Annotated in this window: 24 protein-coding genes; all 24 read right to left on the reverse strand. The window is 49.6% G+C overall.

The genetic code is table 11. From position 1 onward, the window contains the following. Positions 1-10: 10 nt before the first annotated feature. Positions 11-2,146, reverse strand: a complete 2,136-nt coding sequence (locus BLW68_RS13255; protein WP_092794097.1) for a chemotaxis protein CheA — start codon at positions 2,144-2,146, stop codon at positions 11-13. Between the two features lie 15 nt (positions 2,147-2,161). Next, positions 2,162-2,914 carry a protein phosphatase CheZ gene (locus tag BLW68_RS13260; protein ID WP_092794099.1) on the reverse strand — a complete coding sequence of 251 codons (753 nt, stop codon included), beginning with the start codon at positions 2,912-2,914 and terminating at the stop codon, positions 2,162-2,164. 25 nt (positions 2,915-2,939) lie between these two features. Beyond that, the gene (gene cheY / locus BLW68_RS13265) at positions 2,940-3,311 is read right to left on the reverse strand and encodes a chemotaxis response regulator CheY (RefSeq protein ID WP_206109480.1); all 372 of its coding nucleotides are present in this window, start codon (positions 3,309-3,311) and stop codon (positions 2,940-2,942) included. A gap of 53 nt (positions 3,312-3,364) precedes the next feature. Further along, positions 3,365-4,084, reverse strand: coding sequence for an RNA polymerase sigma factor FliA (locus BLW68_RS13270; RefSeq protein ID WP_092794102.1), 720 nt, complete (start codon positions 4,082-4,084; stop codon positions 3,365-3,367). After that, positions 4,081-4,959 carry a MinD/ParA family protein gene (locus tag BLW68_RS13275; protein ID WP_092794105.1) on the reverse strand — a complete coding sequence of 293 codons (879 nt, stop codon included), beginning with the start codon at positions 4,957-4,959 and terminating at the stop codon, positions 4,081-4,083. The genes BLW68_RS13270 and BLW68_RS13275 overlap by 4 nt, the downstream gene beginning before the upstream one ends. Then, positions 4,952-6,337 (reverse strand): flagellar biosynthesis GTPase FlhF, encoded by a 1,386-nt coding sequence (flhF, locus tag BLW68_RS13280; RefSeq protein WP_092794108.1) that lies wholly within the window; start codon positions 6,335-6,337, stop codon positions 4,952-4,954. The genes BLW68_RS13275 and flhF overlap by 8 nt, the downstream gene beginning before the upstream one ends. A 10-nt stretch (positions 6,338-6,347) precedes the next feature. Continuing rightward, complete coding sequence (gene flhA, locus BLW68_RS13285; protein WP_092794111.1) at positions 6,348-8,450, reverse strand: flagellar biosynthesis protein FlhA; 2,103 nt, start codon at positions 8,448-8,450, stop codon at positions 6,348-6,350. 82 nt (positions 8,451-8,532) lie between these two features. After that, a complete protein-coding gene (gene flhB / locus BLW68_RS13290; RefSeq protein WP_092794114.1) occupies positions 8,533-9,660 on the reverse strand; it encodes a flagellar biosynthesis protein FlhB in 1,128 nt (375 codons plus the stop codon). A gap of 15 nt (positions 9,661-9,675) precedes the next feature. Next, positions 9,676-10,449: a flagellar biosynthetic protein FliR gene (gene fliR / locus BLW68_RS13295; RefSeq protein WP_177172240.1), complete on the reverse strand. Its 774-nt coding sequence runs from the start codon at positions 10,447-10,449 to the stop codon at positions 9,676-9,678. A 6-nt stretch (positions 10,450-10,455) separates the two neighbouring features. Next, a complete protein-coding gene (gene fliQ, locus BLW68_RS13300; protein WP_092794117.1) occupies positions 10,456-10,725 on the reverse strand; it encodes a flagellar biosynthesis protein FliQ in 270 nt (89 codons plus the stop codon). Further along, positions 10,722-11,468, reverse strand: coding sequence for a flagellar type III secretion system pore protein FliP (fliP, locus tag BLW68_RS13305; RefSeq protein ID WP_092794121.1), 747 nt, complete (start codon positions 11,466-11,468; stop codon positions 10,722-10,724). The genes fliQ and fliP overlap by 4 nt, the downstream gene beginning before the upstream one ends. 8 nt (positions 11,469-11,476) lie before the next feature. Beyond that, the gene (gene fliO, locus BLW68_RS21420) at positions 11,477-11,989 is read right to left on the reverse strand and encodes a flagellar biosynthetic protein FliO (protein ID WP_092794124.1); all 513 of its coding nucleotides are present in this window, start codon (positions 11,987-11,989) and stop codon (positions 11,477-11,479) included. Beyond that, positions 11,989-12,378, reverse strand: a complete 390-nt coding sequence (gene fliN / locus BLW68_RS13315; protein WP_068234596.1) for a flagellar motor switch protein FliN — start codon at positions 12,376-12,378, stop codon at positions 11,989-11,991. The genes fliO and fliN overlap by 1 nt, the downstream gene beginning before the upstream one ends. 6 nt (positions 12,379-12,384) lie before the next feature. Next, the gene (fliM, locus tag BLW68_RS13320; RefSeq protein ID WP_092794127.1) at positions 12,385-13,473 is read right to left on the reverse strand and encodes a flagellar motor switch protein FliM; all 1,089 of its coding nucleotides are present in this window, start codon (positions 13,471-13,473) and stop codon (positions 12,385-12,387) included. A 12-nt stretch (positions 13,474-13,485) separates the two neighbouring features. After that, positions 13,486-14,007 (reverse strand): flagellar basal body-associated protein FliL, encoded by a 522-nt coding sequence (fliL, locus tag BLW68_RS13325; RefSeq protein WP_092794130.1) that lies wholly within the window; start codon positions 14,005-14,007, stop codon positions 13,486-13,488. A 95-nt stretch (positions 14,008-14,102) separates the two neighbouring features. Next, positions 14,103-15,872, reverse strand: a complete 1,770-nt coding sequence (locus BLW68_RS13330) for a flagellar hook-length control protein FliK (RefSeq protein WP_092794133.1) — start codon at positions 15,870-15,872, stop codon at positions 14,103-14,105. A 129-nt stretch (positions 15,873-16,001) separates the two neighbouring features. Further along, complete coding sequence (fliJ, locus tag BLW68_RS13335; RefSeq protein ID WP_092794136.1) at positions 16,002-16,457, reverse strand: flagellar export protein FliJ; 456 nt, start codon at positions 16,455-16,457, stop codon at positions 16,002-16,004. After that, complete coding sequence (fliI, locus tag BLW68_RS13340) at positions 16,457-17,803, reverse strand: flagellar protein export ATPase FliI (protein ID WP_092794139.1); 1,347 nt, start codon at positions 17,801-17,803, stop codon at positions 16,457-16,459. Before fliI ends, fliJ begins: the two co-directional genes overlap by 1 nt. A 3-nt stretch (positions 17,804-17,806) precedes the next feature. Further along, positions 17,807-18,631 carry a flagellar assembly protein FliH gene (gene fliH / locus BLW68_RS13345; RefSeq protein WP_092794144.1) on the reverse strand — a complete coding sequence of 275 codons (825 nt, stop codon included), beginning with the start codon at positions 18,629-18,631 and terminating at the stop codon, positions 17,807-17,809. A gap of 17 nt (positions 18,632-18,648) precedes the next feature. Next, positions 18,649-19,683 (reverse strand): flagellar motor switch protein FliG, encoded by a 1,035-nt coding sequence (gene fliG, locus BLW68_RS13350; RefSeq protein WP_092794148.1) that lies wholly within the window; start codon positions 19,681-19,683, stop codon positions 18,649-18,651. After that, positions 19,676-21,370, reverse strand: coding sequence for a flagellar basal-body MS-ring/collar protein FliF (gene fliF / locus BLW68_RS13355; protein ID WP_092794152.1), 1,695 nt, complete (start codon positions 21,368-21,370; stop codon positions 19,676-19,678). The genes fliG and fliF overlap by 8 nt, the downstream gene beginning before the upstream one ends. A 14-nt stretch (positions 21,371-21,384) precedes the next feature. Then, on the reverse strand, positions 21,385-21,720 hold the full coding sequence (fliE, locus tag BLW68_RS13360; RefSeq protein ID WP_092794155.1) for a flagellar hook-basal body complex protein FliE: 336 nt from the start codon (positions 21,718-21,720) through the stop codon (positions 21,385-21,387). Between the two features lie 116 nt (positions 21,721-21,836). Beyond that, positions 21,837-23,207 (reverse strand): sigma-54-dependent transcriptional regulator, encoded by a 1,371-nt coding sequence (locus BLW68_RS13365; protein WP_092794158.1) that lies wholly within the window; start codon positions 23,205-23,207, stop codon positions 21,837-21,839. 3 nt (positions 23,208-23,210) lie between these two features. Then, entirely contained in the window at positions 23,211-24,317 is a 1,107-nt protein-coding gene (locus BLW68_RS13370; protein ID WP_092794161.1) for a sensor histidine kinase, read from the reverse strand. Positions 24,318-24,324 lie beyond the last annotated feature (7 nt).

The following is a 24,324-nucleotide window of genomic DNA, read 5'->3' on the forward strand; positions in this document are numbered from 1 at the left end:
GTTTCTCTCTTTAGGCGGTTATTTTATTGAAGCGATCAAACTTAATTTTTGATTTCTTCGCATAGTGCTTCAGCAAGTTTGGTACATCCAGAATAAGCGCTATACCACCATCAGAAGTAATAGTAGCGCCTGCCATACCCGGTGTGCCCTGCAGTAGCGCATCCAGAGGTTTTATAACGACTTCCTCCTGACCTATCAGAGAATCCACAACAAAACCAACCTGTTGAGTACCAATTTGCACTATTACCACATGGCCCTGCTCGCGGCGGCGTTTTTTATCAGAACCTTTAACCAGCCAGTGCTCAAGGAAAAACAGCGGAATGGCTTTGTTACGTACCACTACTGTCAACTGGCCATCTACCACATTGGTTTTATTCAGATCCAGATGGAAAATTTCACTTACCCCGGCCAATGGCAGAGCAAAAGTCTGTTTACCAACTATTACCATCAGTGTTGGTAAAATCGCCAGTGTCAGCGGTACCTTAATCTCAAGTAAGGTACCCTCACCCATTTTGGAATGGATATGCACAGTACCGTTGAGCTGAGTGATTTTTGTTTTTACTACATCCATGCCGACACCGCGGCCGGAGATATCTGAAATTTGTTCTTTGGTCGAGAATCCCGGTGCAAAAATCAGGTTAAAGGCTTCGGTGTCTGACATCCGTGCTGCGGCATCAACATCGAGAATACCGCGTTTTATTGCGATACCTTTTAGTTTTTCCGGGTCCATACCGGCGCCATCATCATGAATGGTCAATAAAATATGGTCGCCGGCCTGTGCCGCTGCCAGTTTTACGATACCTGTACGTTTTTTACCGGCTTTTTGCCGCACATCCGGCAACTCTATACCGTGGTCAACCGAGTTACGCACCAAGTGCACCAATGGATCTGCCAGTGCTTCAACCAGGTTTTTATCCAGATCGGTGTCTTCACCTTCCAGCACCAGTTCAATGTCTTTTTGCAGTGAGCGGGCCAAATCACGTACCACGCGCGGAAAACGGCCAAATACTTTCTTAATGGGCTGCATCCGGGTTTTCATTACCGCGCCCTGAATATCGGCAGTAACAACATCCAGGTTAGAGATGGCTTTGCTCATTTCCTCGTTTTGCACCGTGCCGGACAAGCTCACCAGACGGTTACGTACCAATACCAGCTCACCGACCATATTCATAATCTGGTCGAGCCGTTTGGTATCTACCCGTACTGTCGTTTCCGCCTGCGCAGCCTGTTGCTGCGCCGCCGCTTTATCAGGTGAGGGTGTTGCAGCAGCTTTTGCTTCCTCAGGCTTAGCGGGTGATGAAGCCTGGCTTACTGCGGCAGCTTTTGCTTCTACTGCAACCGGAGCTTTACCCTTACCGTGCAGTTGATCAAGCAGAGCTTCAAACTCAGCGTCGTCTATTTCGTCGCCCGCTTTTGTATTGTTTGCCGGGGCTGCAGGCACTTTTTCAGACTTGGCAGTAGCAGTATCAGGAACAAAGGAGCCCTTACCATGCAGCTGATCAAGAATAGCTTCAAATTCATCGTCTGTAATGTCATCACCGGCATTGGCACCGGCTGCGGGTGCTGGCACAGGTTCAGGTGCCGGAGCTGCTGTGGCTGAGCCTTTCTTGCCATGCAGCTCATCCATCATCCGTTCAAATTCTTCTTCAGTGATTTCATCCACTGTACCGCTGCTCTGTGTGGCATCGGCAACAACCACAGGTTCAGGCTTTGCCACAGGCGCAGCTTTTACCACCGGCGCAGGATTAGAGGCAGATTCTGGCTCGCTATAATGATGCAAAGCCTCGAGCACTGCAGCAGAGGCTGGCGTTAACGGTTGGCGGTTTTGCACTTCAACAAACATCGCGTTGATGCTGTCAAGCGACTGAAGGATAACGTCCATCAACTCCGGAGTAACACGGCGCTTGCCGGTACGCAGTATATCAAACACGTTTTCCGCACCATGGCAGGCATCAACCAGTTCGGTTAGGGACAGAAAACCGGCGCCGCCTTTTACGGTATGAAAGCCACGGAAAATTGCATTGAGCAAATTGGCGTCGTCAGGATTATTCTCCAGTTCTACCAGCTGTTCCTGCAATAGTTCGAGGATTTCACCGGCTTCAACCAGGAAGTCCTGCAGTATATCCTCATCCATATCAAAGCTCATGCAAAGACACCTCTGTTAAAAACCCAAACTGGATAACAAATCATCGACATCATCCTGACCGCTTACCACGTCATCACGCTCTGCTGCATCAATAATAGGCCCTTCTGCCTCATGTGCTTTGGGCTTATTTTTTGCAGGTTTAGCTTCAGCAGATACCATCATACTGGATTGACCAAAAGCCGTTAGCAGGCCAATCAGGCTTTCTTCTACTTCACGTACCAGCTCGATTACCCGGCGTAAAATCTGCCCGGTAAGATCCTGATAATCCTGTGCCATCAACACATCTGTCAGCAAAGCATTTAAGGTGCCTGAATCAGTATTTGCCTGCAGTAAAAAATTATCCAGTGTATGACACAGTTGCTTGAACTCACCCAACTGTAGTTGCCGCTGCATTAATTTTTGCCACTGCGGCTGAATTTTACCCAGTTGCTGGCTCAGTTGATCTGCAATTGGCAGGCAGGATTCTACTGCGTCCATAGTGCGGTTAGCGGCTTGCTCTGTCATATCAATAACATGATTCAGCCGTTTTTTGGCATCTGGAATATCTTCTTCTAACAGGTTATTCAGTGAGGGATCTATCTGGAAATTTTTCAGTGAATCATGCAGTTGCCGGGTAAGTTTACCTACCTCGGCAAATAACTCTGACGAACCTGGTACAGCCAGTTGCTGCACCATTTGATTAGCTGTTTCGTTTTCGCCCATCTCAAGGAGCTGCACCAGCTCCCGCGCTTGGTCCAGAGAAATTACAGGCGCCGTAATCGCAGACATGGCATCACTCCTTTGTCAGCTACGGTTAGCCGATCCGTTCGAATACTTTAGCTAACTTCTCTTGCAAGGTTGCAGCCGTAAACGGCTTAACGATATAACCATTTACGCCAGCTTGCGCCGCAGCAATGATCTGCTCCTTTTTCGCTTCAGCAGTAACCATTAGTACCGGTATATGCTTTAACTTGGCATCGGCGCGAATAGCACGCAATAAATCGATACCCTGCATACCCGGCATGTTCCAGTCAGTCACGACGAAATCAAAATCGCCGTTTTGCAGCATAGGCAAAGCGGTGCTGCCATCGTCAGCCTCTGACACATTGGTAAAGCCAAGGTCACGCAACAGATTTTTTATTATGCGTCTCATGGTTGAAAAATCATCTACCACAAGAATTTTCATGTTTTTATCCAAAATCCCCTCCGACGAGATATTACTTTTTATCTCAGAATAGCTTACAACCAATCCTGCATTCTGGCTTTCAATCTGACCAATGCCTGACTATGAATTTGACTTACCCGGGACTCGCTGACATTAAGCACTGCCCCAATCTCTTTTAAGTTTAGCTCGTCATTATAATACAGCGAAAGCACTAAAGCTTCCCGCTCTGGCAAATTACTGATTGTTTTAACTAAATCTTGGTGGAAGCTTTCATTGGCCTGAGATTCATACAAATGATCTCCTTCTGTATCGCCCGAGGTAACCAGCACATCCTCGGAAATACCTAAGTCTTCTATACCAATAATACGGCCACTGCTGATATCGCTGAGCATATGATGGTATTCATCCAAAGATATATCAAGTTTTTCAGCAACTTCAATATCTTTTATATCACGGCCATGTTGCGATTCAAGTTCAGCTATGGTTTCTGCTATCAGCCGGGCATTGCGGTGCACCGAGCGCGGTGTCCAGTCGCCACGGCGCATTTCGTCCAGCATAGCACCACGGATACGAATGCCGGCAAAGGTTTCAAAACTGGCGCCTTTGCTGCCGTCAAAGTTTTTTGCTGCCTCGATCAGGCCAATCATGCCTGACTGAATAAGGTCATCTACCAGCACACTGGCTGGCAAACGGGCCAGCAAATGGTAGGCAATACGTTTTACCAGCGGCGCATGACGCTCGACCAATTGTTGCATGTGGTCAACACCACCATAGGCAGCAAGTTTACTATTCACACCAGCCCCCGATCAGTATGTGGATGAACCAACTGCTCCAGGAAAAACTCCAGATGCCCGGACGCTACAGCAGGCAAAGGCCATTTGCCGGCTTTGAGGGCCAGGCTTTTTATCGCCATACTCGCTGGCGTTTTTGGAAAAATATCAATAAAGGCTTTTTGCTTACGGGCAGCTTTGCGTACGTTTTCATCGTAGGGGATTACAGCAACCAGTTCCAGATTAACATCTAAAAAACGATCTGTTACCCGTGTCAGTTTGGCGAAAAGCTCCTGGCCTTCTTTTAAACTGCGTACCATATTGGCCACAATTTTAAATTTTTCTACGCCGTGGTCACGGCTGAGGATCTTCATCAGCGCATAGGCATCGGTAATAGATGATGGCTCATCACACACTACTACCAGCACATCCTGCGAGGCACGGGAGAAGCTTAACACCATATCGGAAATGCCGGCGGCGGTGTCAACCAACAGTACATCTACCGGTGTTTTTAACTCACTGAACGCCCGGATAAGACCTGCATGCTCTGCCGGTGCCAGTTCCGTCATATTTTGAGAGCCGGAGGTGGCCGGGATAATTTTAATGCCGAAGGGGCCGTCGATAATGACATCATCCAGCTCAACTTCACCTGACAACACATGTGACAGGTTTTTTTCTACCCGCAACCCAAGCATGACATCACAGTTGGCTAAACCCAGGTCAGCATCCAGCACCAGCACCTTTTTTCCCAGTTGGGATAATGCCATGGCGAGGTTTAGCGAAACGTTAGTTTTACCTACGCCGCCTTTGCCACCTGTAATTGATATTACTTTTACCATCTGCTTATTCATTTTTCTCAGGCCACTGGCTTGATCATCAATATTTTCATGACTATGCATAGGTTCCTTCCGCGCGGTTCATGCCGTCGTTATACCACTGATGAACCGTACTACTTTGCGCGATACGTAACGTTTCTGCCTGTTGCACCAGCGTTTGCGCCTGGGCCACAGCTATATCTTCGGGTACCCGCTGACCGTTGGTCAGGTAGCTAACCGGTAACGCATTCTGAATGGCAACATTTATAACTTCCCCCAAGCTTAAGCATTCGTCAAGTTTGGTGAAAATACAACCAGACAAGGGGATGCGTTTGAAATGCATTACACTTTCTTGCATAACCCTTGCCTGCGATGTCGCAGACAATACCAGATAACTTTTTATTTTGACACGACTATTGTGTACCAAAGATGCAAGTTTTTCTGCCAGGCGCACATCTCGCTGGCTCATTCCGGCAGTATCTATCAGAATAAGTTTGCGTTGTTGTAACTGATTAATTAACAGCGCCAGCTCGTCACTGTCTTTAGCCTGCTTTACCGGGCAACCAATAATACGACCAAAAGTGGCCAGTTGCTCAAAAGCACCAATGCGATAGCTGTCAGTGGTGATCAGCGCCACCTGATCAGCGCCATGGCGCTTGGCAAATTCTGCCGCCAGCTTTGCCACTGTAGTGGTTTTGCCCACGCCGGTCGGGCCTACCAGCGCTACTACACCGCCACGGCGTAAAATGTCATCGTTGGTTGTACTTAGCTGGCCGGCCAGTAACTCCAGCGCGGCATCCCAGGCATCAGTGGTGTTAAGATCTTCCGGCATAAAGCAGGCTAATTGATCAGCCACCTGCTCAGATAAACCTAATTGCTGCAAATTCTCAATCACTAATGCCCGCACAGGCTCACGCCGTGCCAGCTCCTGCCACATTAAACCAGAAACCTGATGCTGCAATAACTGGCGCATAGACAACATTTCATTGCGCATGGCATCCATTTGTTGCTGTAGCAGTTTAGCTTTTTGATCCTGCTGCTTGGTCAGCTCAGTAAACTGCACCGTACTGACACCACCGCTAACATTGGCAGCAACGCCGGAACTTTGACGCTCAAACTGCGCGGCAAGCTGTATATCTTTTTTCTGAGCTGCGACAGCAGTTGGCTGAGTACTTTTTTGCTGTTTAATCATTTGCCGCGCCAGCAGGGCTTTTAACGAGTCTGCCGGAGCTTCTGTTTCGTCGTCATCTGCTACGGTAACCTGCAGGCGGGGCTCGGTGCGTTTAGGTGCAGCAGTAGCCACTTTGGCTACAGGGGCTGGTTCATGATCGATAGCAGCAACGATTTCAACGCCTTCGGCGACTTTTTTGTTTGACAAAATAATGGCGTCAGGCCCAAGGAATTCTTTTACTTCCTGTAATGCTGTGCGCATGTCTTTTGCTACAAAGCGTTTGATTTTCATGAGTTAACTCCTAGTTTGCCTGGCCTATAACGCTGACAATACGAATTTGTTTATCGTCGGGTATTTCCTGATAAGACAATACCCGCAGCCCTGGAATGGTGTATTTCACGAATCGTGCCATTACTGAGCGTAAAATTCCTGACGTTAGCAATACTGCGCTGTCACCGCTCAGTTCCTGGTTCTGATGCGCATCCTGCAGCGACTGCTGAATACGGTCCGCCAGGCCCGGTTCAATACCGGCACCATCATTACCGGCAGCCTGCATCGACTGATGCAGCATCTGCTCCAGTTCCGGCGCAAAAGTAATAACCGGGATTTCTTTACGGCTGCCCCCCACTTCCTGCACGATAAGACGACGCAGCGCAATACGACAAGCAGCAGTAAGCACATCGACATCCTGGCTTTTAGCGCCATATTCCACCAGGGTTTGCACTATGGTGCGCATATCGCGGATAGGTACGCCTTCCTGCAGCAGGTTTTGCAGCACTTTCACCACTGTGGTCAGCGCCAGTGTATCTGGTACCAGCCCCTCTACCAGTTTAGGCGAGTGCTTGGCCAGCATGTCCAACAGATTTTGTACTTCTTCATGGCCCAGCAAACTGGCAGCATGGTTGGTTAAAATCTGGCTTAAGTGGGTAGCCACTACCGTTGCGGCATCTACCACGGTATAACCCAGAGTTTGCGCATGCTCGCGCTGATCTTTGGTTATCCACACGGCATCTAAGCCAAAAGCCGGATCTTTAGTGGCGATACCTTTAACAGTGCCAAACACCTGGCCGGGGTTAATCGCCAGCTCATTATCATGCCGCAGTTCGCCTTCACCACTGGTAACGCCCATTAAGGTCATACGGTAGCTGTTGGGTTCTAAATCCAGATTGTCACGGATATGCACGGCCGGAATAAGAAAACCCAGCTCTTGTGATAATTTCTTACGCACACCTTTAATGCGGCTTAACAGTTCACCGCCCTGGGCTTTATCCACCAGCGGAATTAAGCGGTAGCCCACTTCCAGACCAATGGTATCAACGCCCTGTACATCGTCCCAGCCAATTTCTTTAACCACATTAGACTCAACCGGCGCAAGCTCTTGCGTATTGCGGCTAACCAGTTCAGAACTTTGTTTTTGCTGGCGTTTATGCATAAGGTAGGTAACGCCGCCCAGCACAGCCGCCATAGACAAAAATGCAAAGTGCGGCATGCCCGGCACAATACCAATAATTGCCAGCACGGAGGTAGCCACAGTCAGCACCTGAGTAGTACCCAGTTGCGCCACCATCTGTGTACCCATTTGTTCAGATTTATTCTGCCGGGTTACCACTATTGCTGTGCCGATAGACAATAACAGTGCGGGGATTTGTGCTACCAGACCATCACCGATAGTTAGCAGGGTATAAATTTCCAGTGCATTACCGAAGGTTAAACTGTGCTGCACCATGCCGATAAACAAGCCACCGACAATACTCACTACCATAATCACAATACCGGCAATGGCATCGCCTTTAACAAACTTACTGGCACCGTCCATTGAACCGTAAAAGTTTGCTTCACTGGTCACATCATCGCGCCGTGCCCGGGCTTCTTCCTGAGTAATAAGGCCTGAGTTCAGATCGGCATCGATGGCCATTTGCTTACCCGGCATCGCATCAAGGGTAAAACGGGCAGATACTTCAGCAATACGCCCGGCACCTTTGGTAATTACAATAAAGTTAATAATTACCAGGATAATAAATACCACCAGACCTACGGCAAAGTTACCGCCGATAACCACCGAGCCAAAGGCTTCAATAACTTTACCGGCAGCCGCCTCGCCCTGATGCCCTTCCATCAGGATCACCCGCGTACTGGCAACGTTAAGCGCCAGACGCAAAATGGTGGCAATAAGCAACACACTGGGAAAAACGGCAAAATCGAGCGGGCGCAGGCTGTAAATGGTAACCAGCAGCACCACTAATGCCAGCGCGATATTAAAGATAAACAGCATATCTAACAGCCATGGCGGCAGCGGCAGCACGATCATCGCCAGAGCGGCAAGAATAAGCAGCGGTGTAGCTATACCTTTGGCATAGGCTAAATGGGTGCGGTCGAATTTATTAAAAACACTGGCTAACTGCATGACAACCCTGACAGTAAATTGGCGCTATGCAGCTGTTCAGCAAGAAGCGTTCCAATACTGGCCAGGGTAGTCTTAGTTTAAATTAATGACGGAAATCTTCCGGTATCGGCAGCTCTTTTGCCAGCGTTCTTGGCCGGCTGCCTTTGCCTTTTTTATACATTTTCAGCTGATGTACATAGGCCAGAACCTGCGCTACAGCCGCAAAAAGTTGCTCGGGGATCGGATGGTCAAGCTTGGTGGTGTAAAAAATAGACCGTGCCAGCGACGGGGATTCAATAACCGGCACCTTATGTTCATTACCTATTTTACGGATATGCATGGCGACTTCATCCACGCCTTTAGCCACTACGATCGGGGCGCGGAATTTACCCTGTTCATATTTTAATGCCACCGCATAGTGTGTCGGGTTGGTCACAATAACATCGGCTTTTGGCACTTCCTGCATCATGCGTTTCATCGACATTTGCATTTGGGTGCGGCGAATACGGGCTTTAATTTGCGGATCGCCTTCGCTGTTTTTATACTCGTCTTTAATTTCTTGCAGTGACATTTTCAGTTGTTTTATATGATTCCATTTCTGGTATGGCGCATCAACTACGGCAATTACCGATACGCTGGCGCATAAGCCCAAAAACAACCAGGCTAAAAAGTGTAACGCCGATTCGATATTATTTGGCTCACTCATTAAAGACAGCGCCATAATGTCGAAAAAAAACACCTTAAGCAGCAGATAGGCAATACCGATTACCACTATCACTTTGAGGATGCTTTTAAGCAGCTCAACCAGCGCCTGTAGGCCAAACATCCGCTTAAAGCCTTTTAATGGGCTCATTTTACTGGCTTTGGGGCCAGCAGCTTCCCAACTGAAGTTAAAACCACCTAGTAAGGTGTTACCAATAAAGGCCGCAATCAGAATAATAATAAAAATACCGGCCATAGGGGGTATCAGCTTTTCGCCCACTGCCCCCCAGGCGGTAAACATGGAGTTGGTTTCAAAAATATCTTTTGCGTCCAGTTGTAACATACGCTGGCCAATGTCCAGCACGCCACTGGCCAGCATTTTGCCAAATACCAGCAAAGAGGCTGCACTGCCAATTAACACAAAAGCGGTGCCTAGATCCTTGGAGCGGGCAACCTGGCCCTTTTTTGCTGCGTCTTCCAGCTTCTTGGGTGTGGGCTGTTCGGTCTTTTCGGTGCTTTCATCTGCCATTGCAGTGCCCTCCGCCTAACAGCCAATCAGCCGGCAGCTGTAATCTATCGCGTGCTGCCACTGTTTGTCATAATGAAATAAGAAAGTGTCCAGCGTTAACCACAGAATGATTAAGCCTGACAACATCGTGATTGGAAAACCAATAGAGAAAATATTCAGCTGCGGTGCGGCGCGCGTCATAATGCCAAACGACAGGTTAACCACCAGCATAGAGACAATTGGCGCCAGCGCTATTGCCAGTGCGGTGGCAAACATCCAGCCGGCGAATTCGATCACAGTCCAGTAACTGGTAACCTCCCACCATTGGCCGTTAATGGGCAGCGTGTCAAAGCTGAATACCAGCATTTGGATCATGATTAAGTGGCCATCAAAGATCCAAAACAGCAAAGTTGCCAGGATCAGATAAAACTGGCCGATAGCCGCCACGTTAACGCCACTGGCCGGATCGACCATTGACGCAAAGCCCAGGCCGGTTTGCATTGCCAGCAATTGCCCGGCAATAACAAAGGTCGTAATAAACATTAATGAAATAAAACCCAGAGCGAAGCCAATCAGCAGTTGCAGCATCACTTCCAGGATCATCTGGCCGGACATTAAGTCCGGGTTAGCTACCGGCGGCAAAGTGGGCATAATGATCAGCGTGATCATCAGCACCAGACCGGTTTTTATCCGCATCGGTACGTTACGCACCCCAATACCGGCCATAATCAGGAACATACCGGTAACACGACACATTGGCAGCAGGTAATCTGCCAGAGTCTGCATCAGTACGTTCAGCGGAAATTCCATCGTGCTTTAGCCTACTACCGTTGGAATACTTAAAATCAGCTCGTTGGTGTATTCCATAATAACGCGGGTAAACCAGTGGCCACCAAAAATCAGCGCCAGCAACGTAACAATCAGGCGTGGTAAAAAGCTTAATGTTTGTTCGTTAATTGAGGTGGCTGCCTGAAAAATGGCTACCAGCAAACCGACAAACAACGATGGCAGAATAATGGCGCTTACCAGCAAGATTACCAGAAACAGCGCATCACGCAGCACATCGACAAAAACCTCCGGGCTCATGTGCCCACCCCATAGCTGGTGGCGAGCGTCCCCATAACTAAAATCCAGCCATCAACCAGTACAAACATCATCAGCTTAAAAGGTAACGAGATAATCATCGGCGATAACATCATCATACCCATTGCCATCAGTACACTGGCTACTACCAGATCGATAATCAGAAACGGGATAAACAGCATAAAGCCAATCTGAAAGGCGGTTTTAAGTTCGCTGGTGATAAAGGCCGGGATCACTACCGTAATCGGGTAGTCCTGCGGAGATGCGGCCACTTCAAGCCCGGCAATCTGGGCAAAGGTGTCCAAATCTTTGGTGCGGGTCTGGTGCAGCATAAAACCTTTTATCGGTATCAGCGCGGCGTCCAGTGCCTGCACCGGCGTAATCTCTTCGCTCAGGTAGGGCTGAATGGCCGTGTCGTTAATATTTTTAAACACCGGCGCCATAATAAAAAAGGTCAGAAACAGCGTAATGCCAATTAATACCTGGTTAGACGGTGTTTGCTGCAAACCAATGGCCTGGCGCAATATGGCCAGCACCACAATAATGCGGGTAAAGCAGGTCATCATGATAACGATAGCAGGAATAAAACTGAGCGCTGTCATCAGCGCCAGTACCTGCAGCGTTACACTGTATTGTTGGGAGCCATCGGCTCCGGTAGTTACCGTAACAGCCGACAAGGCACCATTATCAGCCAGAACATCGGGGCTTAGCAGTATTACCAGCACCACGAACAACAGTCGCAACATAGCTCACACTATTTTTTCAGGAACGATTGCAACTGTGTATGAAAGTCTGATGCCAACTTTTCTTCAGGTAGGGGATTTTCCAGTTCAAACAATAAATTTATGCTGTGTGCGGTGACACCTAAAACGCGTTGTTTTCCTTGCATTTCAACAACTAACAAGCGCTCTTTCGGGCCAAGCGGCATAGTAGAAATAATTTTTATATGCCGGCTACCAGGCAAGCGCAGCGTCAATTTTTTGAATGCCCAGCCCAGCGTAAGCACTATTGCTACCACAATCGCCAGCGACAACGCCATTTTCCCCAGGCCAAGGCCTGCTGATGGGCGCTCGGCTGGCGCTTCTGTTTTTAGCGGCACAGCGGGTACTGGTTCAGGCTGCACTGGCGGAAGCTCTGGTTCGCTTTGTGCTACAGCCTCCGTTTTGGTTGCATCCTGAGTTTGTCCTGCCTCAGCGGTAGTGCTTTGGGCCAGCGCCGTCAGCGACAATAAGCTGCAACATAGCAAAGTAACAAGCAATAATCGCATCAACGTAACTTCTTAATCCGCTCAATCTGGCTGATAACGTCAGTCAGGCGAATACCAAACTTGTCGTTTACCACAACCACCTCACCGTGTGCTATCAGAGTGCCGTTAACCAACACATCCAGTGGCTCACCGGCTACCCGCTCCAGCTCAACCACCGAGCCCTGATTAAGCTGCAATAAATTACGGATACTTATTTTAGCCCGCCCCACTTCCATAGAAATGGTAACCGGAATATCTAAAATAGTGTCCAGCTTACGTTTTTCGTCTACCGTGATATCGGCTTTTTCGTCACGCAGCTCTTCCAGCTCAACAGCCTCTGCACCATCAGTGCCTTCAGCTTCGGCCATGGCAGCGGCCCATTCGTCCATGGTGTCTTTATCATCAGCCATTTTTTGTTACCTTCTGTCGCGATCTGACAGGTTCAGATCGGCTTCTAACTCGGAAATATCGGCATCGCTGTCAAGGCGCCGCCCACCTTTAGTAAATACGTGCATCTCAGATTTCGCTGATTCCGGCCGTTTAATTTTTTCAATAATTTTCAGCGCCGCATGTTCGCGCGAACGGCCCAATTTAGCTCTGTACGTCGGTAAATCTTCAATTAGCACCGTGATATGATCCGGCATCTCTATCGGGATAATATCGCCGGCCTGCAATTCCATAATTTGCCGCAGCGTTAAATCGACATCCATCATTTTGGTAGTCAAATCTACCTTTACATCCATAATTTCGTCGCGTAGCGCCTTACTCCAGCGTAAATCGGTGTCTTCTTTGTCGCTTTGTACACCGGCATCCAGCAGCTCACGGATCGGCTCCAGCATTGAGTACGGTAAAGCGACATGGAAATCCCCCCCGCCACCGTCCAGTTCAATATGAAAAGAGCTGATTACCACCACCTCTGTGGGGCTGACAATATTGGCCATTGCCGGGTTAACTTCAGAGTCCAGGTATTCAAAAGACACATCCATCACAGGTGCCCAGGCTTCTTTGTAATCTTCAAAAATCAGCTTTAACAGCATCTGAATAATACGCCGCTCGGTCGGCGTAAACTCGCGGCCTTCAATTTTGGCATGGTAACGGCCGTCCCCGCCGAAAAAGTTATCGACCAGAATAAACACCAGCCTGGCTTCCATGGTAATAAGGCCGGTGCCTTTGAGTGGCCTGAACCGCACCATATTTAAACTGGTAGGTACAAATAATGTATGCACATACTCGCCGAATTTTATCATCTGCACGCCGTTAATCGACACTTCGGCAGTACGGCGCATCATATTAAACAGGCTGATCCGCATATGGCGGGCAAAGCGCTCGTTTACCATCTCCAGCGTTGGCATGCGGCCACGTACAATACGATCCTGCGACGAGAAATCGTATTCCATGGCAGAGCGGCCCCGGCCTTCACCGGATTCGTCTATTTCCTCTTCTTCGACGTCATCAACACCATGTAACAGCGCGTCAATTTCATCTTGTGACAGTAAATCGGTCACGGCTGCTCACTCTTATTGCATCACAAAACCGGTGAAGAGAACTTCCTCTACTACCACCGAACCCACTACCTCGATCATCGCCTGCTGTAAATCGCTTAATGCTTTGTTTTTTAATGCATCGCGCCCGGCAACAGTAACCAGCTCATCGGCATTGGCCGCGCTGAAGGTTTCCAGCAAACTGCCTTCAATCAGTGGAATATGCCGCATAGCTATAGTTTCATTATTAGTGCCGCGCACCAGCAACTGCACCTTAATTTGTACCATGCGATCGCGTGACGCACCGGGTACATTAAACACAAAAGGCCGTGGCAGCGGCACATACAGCGCCGAGCCTTTTGCATCTTTACCGCCGGGCGTACTTACTGCACCTGAGGCCGCATCTGAAGCTGATGCAGCATTATTACTGTCTGAACCGGTAAACAACATCAGCCCTACAACAATCAATACCACTACCAGAGCCGCACCACCACCCAACAGCAGCCATTTTTTCTTAGCTGAACCTTCTGCAATAACCAGATCTTTTTCTGCTGCCATGCCTGTGCTACCTGTTTGTTAAAGTGACATTATTATGCTCATCTGTGACGCCCAATGTAAATCACCGTTACTGAATTAACCGCCACTACTGGCTGTTATGCATAATAATCCACCAGCCGGTCAGATGTTTTTACATTAAGCTGCACAGTTTCCGCCACGCCATCCTGGTTATCGTCTGCGGTATGTTTACCGTTTCGGCCAGAATGATTACTGTCACGCTGCGCTAACTGTCGCTCTTGCTGTGATTGCTGCTGCACCTGGCCTTCTGTTAACTGAATACCCTGTTGCTGCAGCATTTCTCTGAGCCGTGGTAATTGCTGTTCTAATAATTCTTTTGCCTGTGACTGTTGCACAATAAATTGCACTGAGGCCTGATCCTGCTGCATATCTATTTTAATTTGCATCTGGCCAAGCCCGGCCGGATCCAGCCGGATTTCAGCGATCTGAATATTTTGCCGCACCATCAGGCTGACTCTTTCGCGCAGTTGCCCTGCTGCATCCTGTTGCAGTAAATTCAGGCTTTGCTTTAACTGCTCGGCCAGTGGCCGAGCCAGCGTCTGAGCCGGGCTGGCTTGCTGGCGCTGCTCTGCTAGGTGCAGTGCGTTGCCAAATGCCGTATCACTGCGCGCAGCGGCACTGGTATCTGAAGCCACTTTAGCCGTTGCGATACTGCTATCTGGCACCGCCACTGAACCATCTGCAGACTGCTGGCTATTATTATTTTGCCGCGAGTTCTGTTGTGATGAGCTTTGTTGCGACGAGCTCTGTTGTGAACCATTTTGAGCATCATGTTTAGAGGCATTCTGATCAGAACCCGCCTTGCCACCCGCCTGATTATCTGTTTTATCAGCCGTTGCCGTCAGCGGCTGCTTAATTGTGGTCGCGTCAGTGTCGGCATCCGTTTTGCTGTTATCTGCGGTGCCTGTGGCGGGAGCAGTATGCGCTGTCATCTGCGCCGGGGTGTCAGCAGCTGCCGGTTTAGTATCGGCCTGAGTCACAGAAGCCGATTTTGTGCTGTTATTATCTGTTTTTATAGTGCTATCGTCAGCTTTTACCGCGGTTTCTGTTACGGCTTTTGCGCCGTCATGGTTATTGCTGCCGCGAGTCTGGTTATCTGAACCCGCCTCGGTTGCCAATCCACTCTCGTTCAGCGAAGCAGTTCCCTTAGCTGCACCCGATAGCTCTGCTACAGGCTGAGCTTCGCCTTTACCGCCAGCAGAGGCTTCTGTTTTATCTGTTACCTTACCCGGTGCAGCTTCACCTGCTGTCTGGCTGTTTGCTTTAACCAGCAGATCAGCGGCAATATCCGTTGTTTCGTTTGCTGATTGGCCCAGTTGCTCTGTTGTTTTAACCGCTTTTGCTGCATCTGCTTCAGGCTGATTATTACCTGACAAAACATTACCTGGCAAAACGGTAGCCGGGTCTTCCGCAACAGCACCGGTATCGGTGCCAATAGCAGCATCAGTGTCACTGCCAGTTTCAGGCAGTTTATCTTTTAGCGCTATCTGCCCCAGCAGACTGGAAGTTAGCAAGGAGTCTTTATCTAAACCTGCTGCACTATCTGTATTGTCTGCGCTATCTGTATCTGCGTTTCCTGTGCTGGCAGCATTGCCCTTAGCATCGGCAGCAGCTAATAGTGCCTGGCTAACGCCATTCAACACACTGATTCCGGCAGGGACATGCCGCAATTTTGCAGCAGACTGGCCATTTGTTGCCGGTTGCGTTATGCCGTTTAACAACTCACCAAACCCCAGGCCAGAGAGTTCAGCACCAGCCTCTGCTGCAGAATCTGAGAGTGCGCCATCCAGCCGCAGCGCGCTGTCTGCGCTGGTTGTCAGCATTGATAATTGTATAGCTTGCACCATTTTCACTCCCCTGACTGACCAATGCGATCAGGCGTTAACTGCGCTTTAAACCGGTTAAAGCCGTTGTGTTAAAACCTATATATTCAGTTATCTTCAATTGCATTCAAATTTCAGGCCAACCTGAGTAAATTAGTACATCTGCGGCTCATTACGGCTGCGCATAAATTGCTGGCTGGCGTACTCATCGGCATTTTTCTGCTCTTGTTTTAGCTGCTTTAATAACTCTGCCTGTTCGCCGCGCTGTACCAGTAACTCCATAGCTTTACGCTTTTTTTGCATCGCCAGCCAGCTCTGTTTACGTTGCTCTGCCGCGGCTTTAGCCTGCTGCAATGCCCGGCCCTGTTGCTGTATTGCCTGATCAAGCTTGCCAATAAAGCTAATAAACTGAGTGTACTGCCGGCTTTGTAAGCCGGCTGCACCTTGTTGCTGGCTCTGTTGAATATAATCGGTACGGTAGTCTGCCAGGCCCTGATATTTCTGTTCAGCCTGCTGGTAAAACTGCTGGGCTTTAACAAAATGTGCCTGCAGTTTTTCTTCACGCTCTTGTTGTATTTTTATCAGCATGGCAAAGCGTTGGTTAATCATCAGGCATTACTCCTTGCAGCAGCCGGAACCAACAGATTAAGCCCTTGCAGGCTGTCGTCGTAGGTCACAACTTCATGCATTCCCTGTTGCAAAAAACGATTGATTCTTGGCATCATGCCGATAGCCACATCCAGTTGCGGATCGCTACCCCGTACATAAGCCCCGATGGCGATTAAGTCTTTGCTTTGCTGGTAACTGGCATACAACTGCTTTATCGTACGCGCCATTTGCTGATGCTCAGCACTGGTTACTGCGGGCATAACACGGCTAATGGATTTTTCTACATCTACCGCCGGAAAATGTCCGGCATCAGCCAAAGCCCGTGATAACACGATATGGCCGTCAAGAATGGCGCGCGACGCATCGGCGATAGGGTCTTGTAAGTCATCACCTTCAGACAGCACGGTATAAAATGCCGTTATTGAACCCTGGCTGCCACTACCGTTACCGGCTCGTTCAACCAGTGCCGGTAATTTGGCGAATACCGAGGGCGGATAGCCTTTGGTAGCCGGCGGCTCGCCCACCGCCAGTGCAATTTCACGTTGTGCCTGCGCATAGCGGGTAATAGAGTCAATCAGCAGTAACACATCCATGCCCTGATCACGAAAATATTCTGCTACCTGCACTGCAGTTTCACAGCCTTTTAACCGCATCAGTGGCGACACATCAGCTGGTGCGGCTATTACAACCGAGCGCTTTTTACCTTCCTCGCCCAAGATTTCATCAATAAATTCTTTTACCTCGCGGCCACGCTCACCTACCAGGCCTACCACAATCACATCAGCCGAGGTACCACGGGTCATCATACCCAACAACACACTTTTACCCACACCTGAACCGGCAAACAATCCCATACGCTGGCCTTTGCCTACAGTAAGAATGCTGTTGATAGAACGCACGCCCACATCCAGTGGCTGTTTAATTGGCCGGCGGTGTAAAGGGTTAATAGGTTTGGTTTTAGCGCCACCGAATTGTTCGGCGGCGATAGGACCTTTACCATCCAGCGGTGCGCCTACGCCGTCTATTACCCGGCCAAGCAGATTAAGGCTAAGCGGTACGCCTTTAAAATTAAGCATGGGTGTAACGCGGGCACCTGGTACAACGCCAGATACATCATCTTTTGGCATCAGATAAATGCGATCATTGGCAAAACCGACCACCTCCGCCATAATTTCGCCGCGGGCGGTTTCTACCGAGCAAGGCTGGCCAATAGCAGCACTGCACCCGGTTGCCTCCAGCGTTAAGCCTACCACCCGGACCAAATGGCCGGCGACAGCAGGCCGGGAACTATGCACATAACGCTGTTGCTGCTGCAGAAACTGGCTCAGACTTTCGCTGTTTGCCATAGTTTACTCCTCAGCCTGGGCATCGGGTTTGGTGTCGTGCTGTTGGATCTGGATAAAATGCTCAAGGCTGCCTTGAATACGTTGTTGTAAACTGCGATCCACGCTGGACTGGCTGCTTTCTACCACACAACCTCCCTGCTCCAGCAGAGGCTCGGCTCTGAGCTGCCAGTTGCGTTGTGTCAGCTCATCTTTGGTGTAATGTTGCTCCACAATGGCTAAATCAGCCGGGTTCAGTTTTATCACCAGCTGTCCGGCTTGCAGCGGCAGTGCTGAGGTAGCCTCTGAGATGGCCTGCAAAATAACCTGATGATTGGTTTTTACCTCAACATTAATAACTGCCTGCGCCATAGCCAGGCTTAGCTGCAATAATTGCTGTTTTACCTGTTTATCAATGCTGGCAAGCGGCTGCTGTAGCTGGTCAAGCAATGTGCTTAGTTGTATCAGCTTATCATTCAGCTCTGTCTGGCCTTCTGCCAGGCCTTGTTTTTTGCCTTCAGCGTGGCCCTGAGCCAGGCCATCCTGCTGGCCTTGTTCACGGCCTTCGGCATACCCTTTACTAAAACCTTCGTCTTTACCCTGGCCAAAACCCTCGTCGTAAGCCGCCTGACGGATTTGCTCTATCTCATCTGCTGTCAGGGGCTTAATTGTCAGCTCTTCATCTTCGTCTGCTTTGCTGGCTTTGGCCTGAGGCTGCGTTTTATTCAGCGCATTGGTGCGAATGCCATCATGCACTGGTGTCATATCAGGTGTTTGCCAGTGCCTAATCAGTTCATCAGTTTCTTCATCGGGCGAAAACGGCCTTTTGTGCTTAAATGCATCAGTGCTCATAATACTACCCGCTCTGCTTAGACGAAGTCATCGCCACCGCCACTGCCCAGCATAATTTCACCGGCGTCAGACAACCGGCGCGCGGCGGACAGAATTTCTTTTTGCGCCGCTTCAACATCACTTACCCGCACTGGCCCCATGGCTTCTAAATCGTCTTGCAGCAGTTCAGCGGCACGTTTTGACATATTTTTGAAGATTTTCTCTTTTAAGTTTTCATCGGTGCCTTTTAACGCTTTCATCAGCACATCTTGCTGAATTTCGCGCAGCAGGGTTTGAATGCCACGGTCATCAACGTCGATCAGGTTCTCAAATACAAACATCAGATCCTGTATTTGCTGTGCCATTTCTTCATCGTGCTCACGGATAGAATCCATCAGCTGGCCTTCAATATTGGTATCCATATAGTTAAGGATATCAGCAGCCGCTTTTAAGCCGCCCATTTTCGCAGTTTGCGCACCCGCCTGGCCGGCAAACTGTTTCTCCATAATCTCGTTTAACTCTTGCAGTGCTGCCGGTTGTACTTCTTCGAGGTTGGCAATCCGCATGGTTAAATCCAACCGCACTTTTTCCGGGAACTGAGATAAAATCTCCGCCGATTGCTCCGGCTCCAGATAAGACAAGACGATAGTCTGAATTTGCGGGTGCTCGTTGCGGATAATATTGGCTACCTGCTTAGAATCCATCCATTTCAGCGAATCCAGGCCTTTAGCCCCACCACCCAGTACTATCTGGTCTATCAGGTTAGCGGCTTTCTCTTCACCTAAAGCTGCGGTTAAGGCGCGTTTGATAAACTCTTCACTCTGGAAGCCAATGGTGCTGAAATTCTGAATTTGCTCAATAAACAAGCGGTGCACAGCCGAGATTTTTGCCTGGTTCAGATCAGTCATCTGCGCCATAGCCAAACCTACTTTCTGTACTTGTTTGGGCTCTAAGTGTTTTAAAATTTGCGCAGCATCTTCTTCTGACAAGCTCAGCAGTAAGATGGCGGCTTTTTCAACACCGTCCAGTTTACCTACGTCAAACGAAGGTTTTGTTGCTTCTATGCTACTCATCTTCAGCCAACCAGTTTTTCACTACCAGAGAGGATAATTCCGGCTCATTTGCCACTAAAGCCCGAACTGCGCGTAATAAATCGTCATCACCATGTAAATCCGGCAACATTAGCGTGCCATCCGGGGCAAAACCTACTGCATTCTCATCAAATGTTGAGCTTAGCATGTCGATAGTATCGTCGCCCAAATCCAGCCCGCTGGACAGTGCATTATCATCATAACTATCTTTGGTGTCTTCCGGATAAATCAGTTTCTTCAGCATCGGCCGCACTATGGCCAGAATAAGCACTACGATAATCAGGCCGCCAATAACCAGCCGCACGACACGCAAAAACCATTCTTCTTCATAAAAATTAGGGGTTTCCGCCTCAATAACGGCTTCTTTCATGAAGGGTACGGAGATCACTTCAATCATATCGCCGCGCTGGGCGTCAAAGCCGATGCCGCCTTGCAGTAAACGGCGTATGTTAGCCAGCTCTGCCTGGGTGCGAGGCTCAGGTTCACCATCTACAGCTGTCGCAGGTTTGTAATCGATAGCCACCGATACGCTTAAACGGCGGATCACACCACTTTGCTGAGAAATATGGCTGATGGTAGTATCTAATTCATAATTACGGGTAGCTTCTTTATGATTCCGGCCTGGTACTACCGGTTGTGCACCACCGCCCGTTGCCTGCTCGGGTATAGCGGAATTCATCGGCGGTTGGTTAGATAACGCTCCGGGTATACCGGCACTTAACCCGCCCACGCTGTTTTCTTCAATGGTCATTTCACTGCGCACAGCAGGTAAATCCGGGTTAAAACGTTTTTGCGTCTGCTCAGTGGCAGTAAAATCCATCAGCAAATCGACCTGAGCGGTGTAGTTACCATAACCCAGCACCGGCATTAAAATAGAGTCGACTTTTTGGCGGTATTCATCTTCGCGTGTGCGTTGTAGTTCATATTCTTTGCGCGAGCGCCCAGCTGCGGCGTCTTGCGAGCCGCTGTTCAGCAAGCGGCCGTTTTGGTCTGTTACCGTTACACGCGATGGTTCAAGTCCCTGCACAGCAGAGGCAACGATATCGACTATAGCCGCCACTTCGCTGTCACGAATTGACGTACCACCACGGGCCGTTACCAGCACTGTGGCTGATGGCAACCGCTCTACTCTGGCAAACACGTTTTCTTTTGGAATAGCCAATAAAACTCTGGCGCGGGATATACTTTGCAGCTCTTCAATGGTGCGGGCCAGTTGTTGCTCACGGCTGTGTTTTAACCGCTCCATTTCCAGGCGCTGGCTAACACCAAAACCACTGTCCTGCAGTAAAAACTCTGTGCCGCTGGAGGGTTCTCTGGTCAGGCCCGCGCGAGACAATGACAGTTTAATACTCTGAAATTTATCCTCAGGTACCAAAATAGTATTGCCTTCCAGTTTATAACTGATTTTTTGTGCATCCAGGTGATCCAGTGTCTGGATCAGCTCCTGCGTTTCAAAATTGCCCAGCGGCCGCATTTCTGGTTCGCGTGCCCACATGATAATCAGAATAGCAATGGCCAGACAGATGGTCAGCGCGACAATCAGGGTGATCTGGCGCACCAGATCCATGCCGCCCAAACTGCCGACAAAACCCGGTTTTTGTTCCTGCTGCTCACCGGCACCGTATTCGGTATTGGCCAGTGCCAGCTCGGTGGATTGATTTTCAGCCACAGCTTATTCCTCCGTTATACCGGCATCGACATAATGTCTTTGTAGGCTTCTACCAACTTATTGCGCACTTGCACGGTGGCTTCAAATGCCAGAGAGGATTTCTGGCTGGCAATCATTACCTGTGCCAGCGATACCCTGGGATCGCCCATTTCCACTGCAGTACGCATCTGGCTGGTTTCTTGTTGTAAGGCGTTTACATTGCTAATGGCATTTTTCAGCATATTGCCAAAATCACTCTGACTGGGATTAACTTCAGCGGTATTTTTCAGCTTCAGCTCGCTGCCAACGCCGCGCGCCTGGCTAGCCAGCGACTGCATTTCGGCGTAAAGGGCCTGCCCTTTGATATTCATAGCGTCACCTGTCAAAAATTTGCTGCTAATACGATTAGCTAATGCAAAGCAGGAGTTATGCCAAGTTTTAGTATATTGAATTTAATAGAAAAAACCCTCAATTTGAGGGTTTTATATCAGGCAGGAAGCTCAATACCATGCTCTTTCATCCGGGCCAGTTTATAGCGCAAGGTGCGATCACTGATGCCCAGCCGCTCGGCCACGTCTTTACGCCGGTTGGCGCAAGCTTTCATAGTTGCCAGAATAATACGGTGCTCCTGCTCATGTACGCTGGCTTTAAAACCGGTATTGGCGTCATCATCCTCTGCCATCTGTGTAGCCGGCAAAGGTATCTCACTATCAGCAATAGCCAAAGGCTGCATATCGGCTTGCTCCAGCAAAATGTCATCAGCTTCGATACTGTCATTCTGGCAGATAATTAAAGCGCGCTGCATTACGTTATCCAGCTCACGCACATTACCCGGCCAGTTGTAGCGGCTTAACTGCAACGCAGCCGCCTCAGTTAAACGCACTACAGCCCGCCCGGTTGCCCGGCAATGACGCTGCAGTAAGTGCAGCGCCAGCGGTACTATGTCGGCCGGTCTTTCGCACAAGGCGGGCCAGCTGAGCGGAAATACGTTCAGCCGGTAGTATAAATCTTCACGAAACCGGCCCTGCTCCACGGCTTGTTTCAGATTACGGTTACTGGTGGCCAAGACTCTGACATCCAGTTTAATGGTTTTGCGGCCGCCCAGGCGCTCTACTTCACGCTCTTGCAGTACGCGCAATAATTTGGCCTGCAGGTTTAAATCCATTTCGGTTATTTCATCCAGTAAAATAGTGCCGTGCTGGGCCTGTTCAAACTTACCGGGGCAACCCGTTATGGCACCGGTAAAGGCGCCTTTCTCGTAACCAAATAAGGTAGATTCCAGCATATTTTCCGGAATAGCAGCGCAATTGATTGCCACAAAGGGTCCCCCGCTGCGTTCAGACAGCTGATGAATGTAGCGGGCCAACACCTCTTTGCCCGAGCCGCTGGGGCCGGTGATCATTACACTGGCATCAGTACGGGCCACTTTGGCGCACAATGTCAGTAACTGTTTACTGGACGGGGCAGCCACTATGGGCTCAAAACTGGCTACTGGTTCTGCGCTGACATAACGGCCTACGGTATTAAGCAATACTTCCGGTGAAAACGGCTTGGCCAGATAATCAATAGCCCCCAGCCGGATAGCCTCTACCGCAGCCTGCACCGTGGCATAGGCCGTCATCATTAACACCGGTATTTTCGGGTACTGCTCGCGTAAGGTTTTTAACAGTGTAAGGCCTGAAGCGCCCTGCATCTGTACGTCGCTGATCACCAGTTGCACACTTTGCTGCTTTAATGTCAGCAATGCCTGCTCAGCACTGTCTACTGCACATACCTGATACTGTGCCAGCAATAAGGTATCGTGTAGTGCTTCGCGTAAACCGGCATCATCTTCTACTAACAGTATATGTTGGCTCATCTGCTATTCCCCGCTGGCTGGTTGCTGTATCGGCAACAGCATTTCAAAGCAGGCACCGTGCTCTGTCGGAACATACTGCACTGAGCCCTGATGCGAGTGAGCTACCGCCTGCACCACCGCAAGCCCCAGGCCAGTGCCCTGCGCCCGGCCCGTAACAAAGGGTTCGAACAAGGAGTCACGCAGTGCCGGTGCTACCCCTGGGCCATTATCAGTAAGGCGCAGCACTAACATACCGATGTGCTGTTTGCTCGGGGCGATATCAAGCGATATTTGTGTATCAGGCCCTGCTGCCTGAATACTGTTTTGAATAAGATTTTGTAAGGCACCACATAGTGCATCCTGGTTCCCCAGCAGACAAAGTGTGGGATCACTGCAGTGCAGCGATAGGTGGGCATTGTGCTGTTGCAGCAATGCTTCAATACTGGTGTTTAGCTGCTCAATTAAAGCACTGAGCGAAAACGCGGCAACTTGCCGGGCACTGCCAGAGCGGGCAAATAGCAGCATATCGCTGACCTGCTGCTCTAAATCCTGTAAACGCGATAATAACTTTTGCTGAAACTGCTGCTGCACCTGCAACGTAGCTCTTGGGTTGGCCAGGTTTTGCGCATACAGTAAGGCTGCAGATAATGGTGTGCGGATTTGATGGGCTAATGTTGCCATCATTTTACCCAAAGTGGATAAACGCTGCATATGGCTAAGCCGGCTTTGTAATTGCCGGGTTTCGGTCAGATCGGTCAGCATAATAAGCTGTCCTGCCTGCGAAGATGCACCACTTTGCGCCAGGGTGCTTATTTGCAGCTTAACCCGGCGGCCATCTTGCAATGACACTTCCAGGCCATCATCACTGCGCGGGCGAAAACAACGGCCGATAACGTCAAGCCAGCGCTGCCCGGTAAGAGGCTCCCCCAACAAACTCATCGCTGCCGGATTGGCCTGATACACCACACCGCGTTGATCTAACAGGATCACTGCAGCAGGTAAAGCCTGCAACACCGCATCATAGTGAGTGGGCGGCAATAGCTGCAGCACATTGCGCCCGTTGGCTGCTGCCAGTGCTGCAGTATCCGGCACAGTGCGCAAAGAAAAGTCGTATGCGTTGGCAGTTGTCATAATTACC

It is taken from the genome of Rheinheimera pacifica (assembly GCF_900108485.1).
Taxonomy (GTDB): Bacteria; Pseudomonadota; Gammaproteobacteria; order Enterobacterales; family Alteromonadaceae; genus Alishewanella; species Alishewanella pacifica.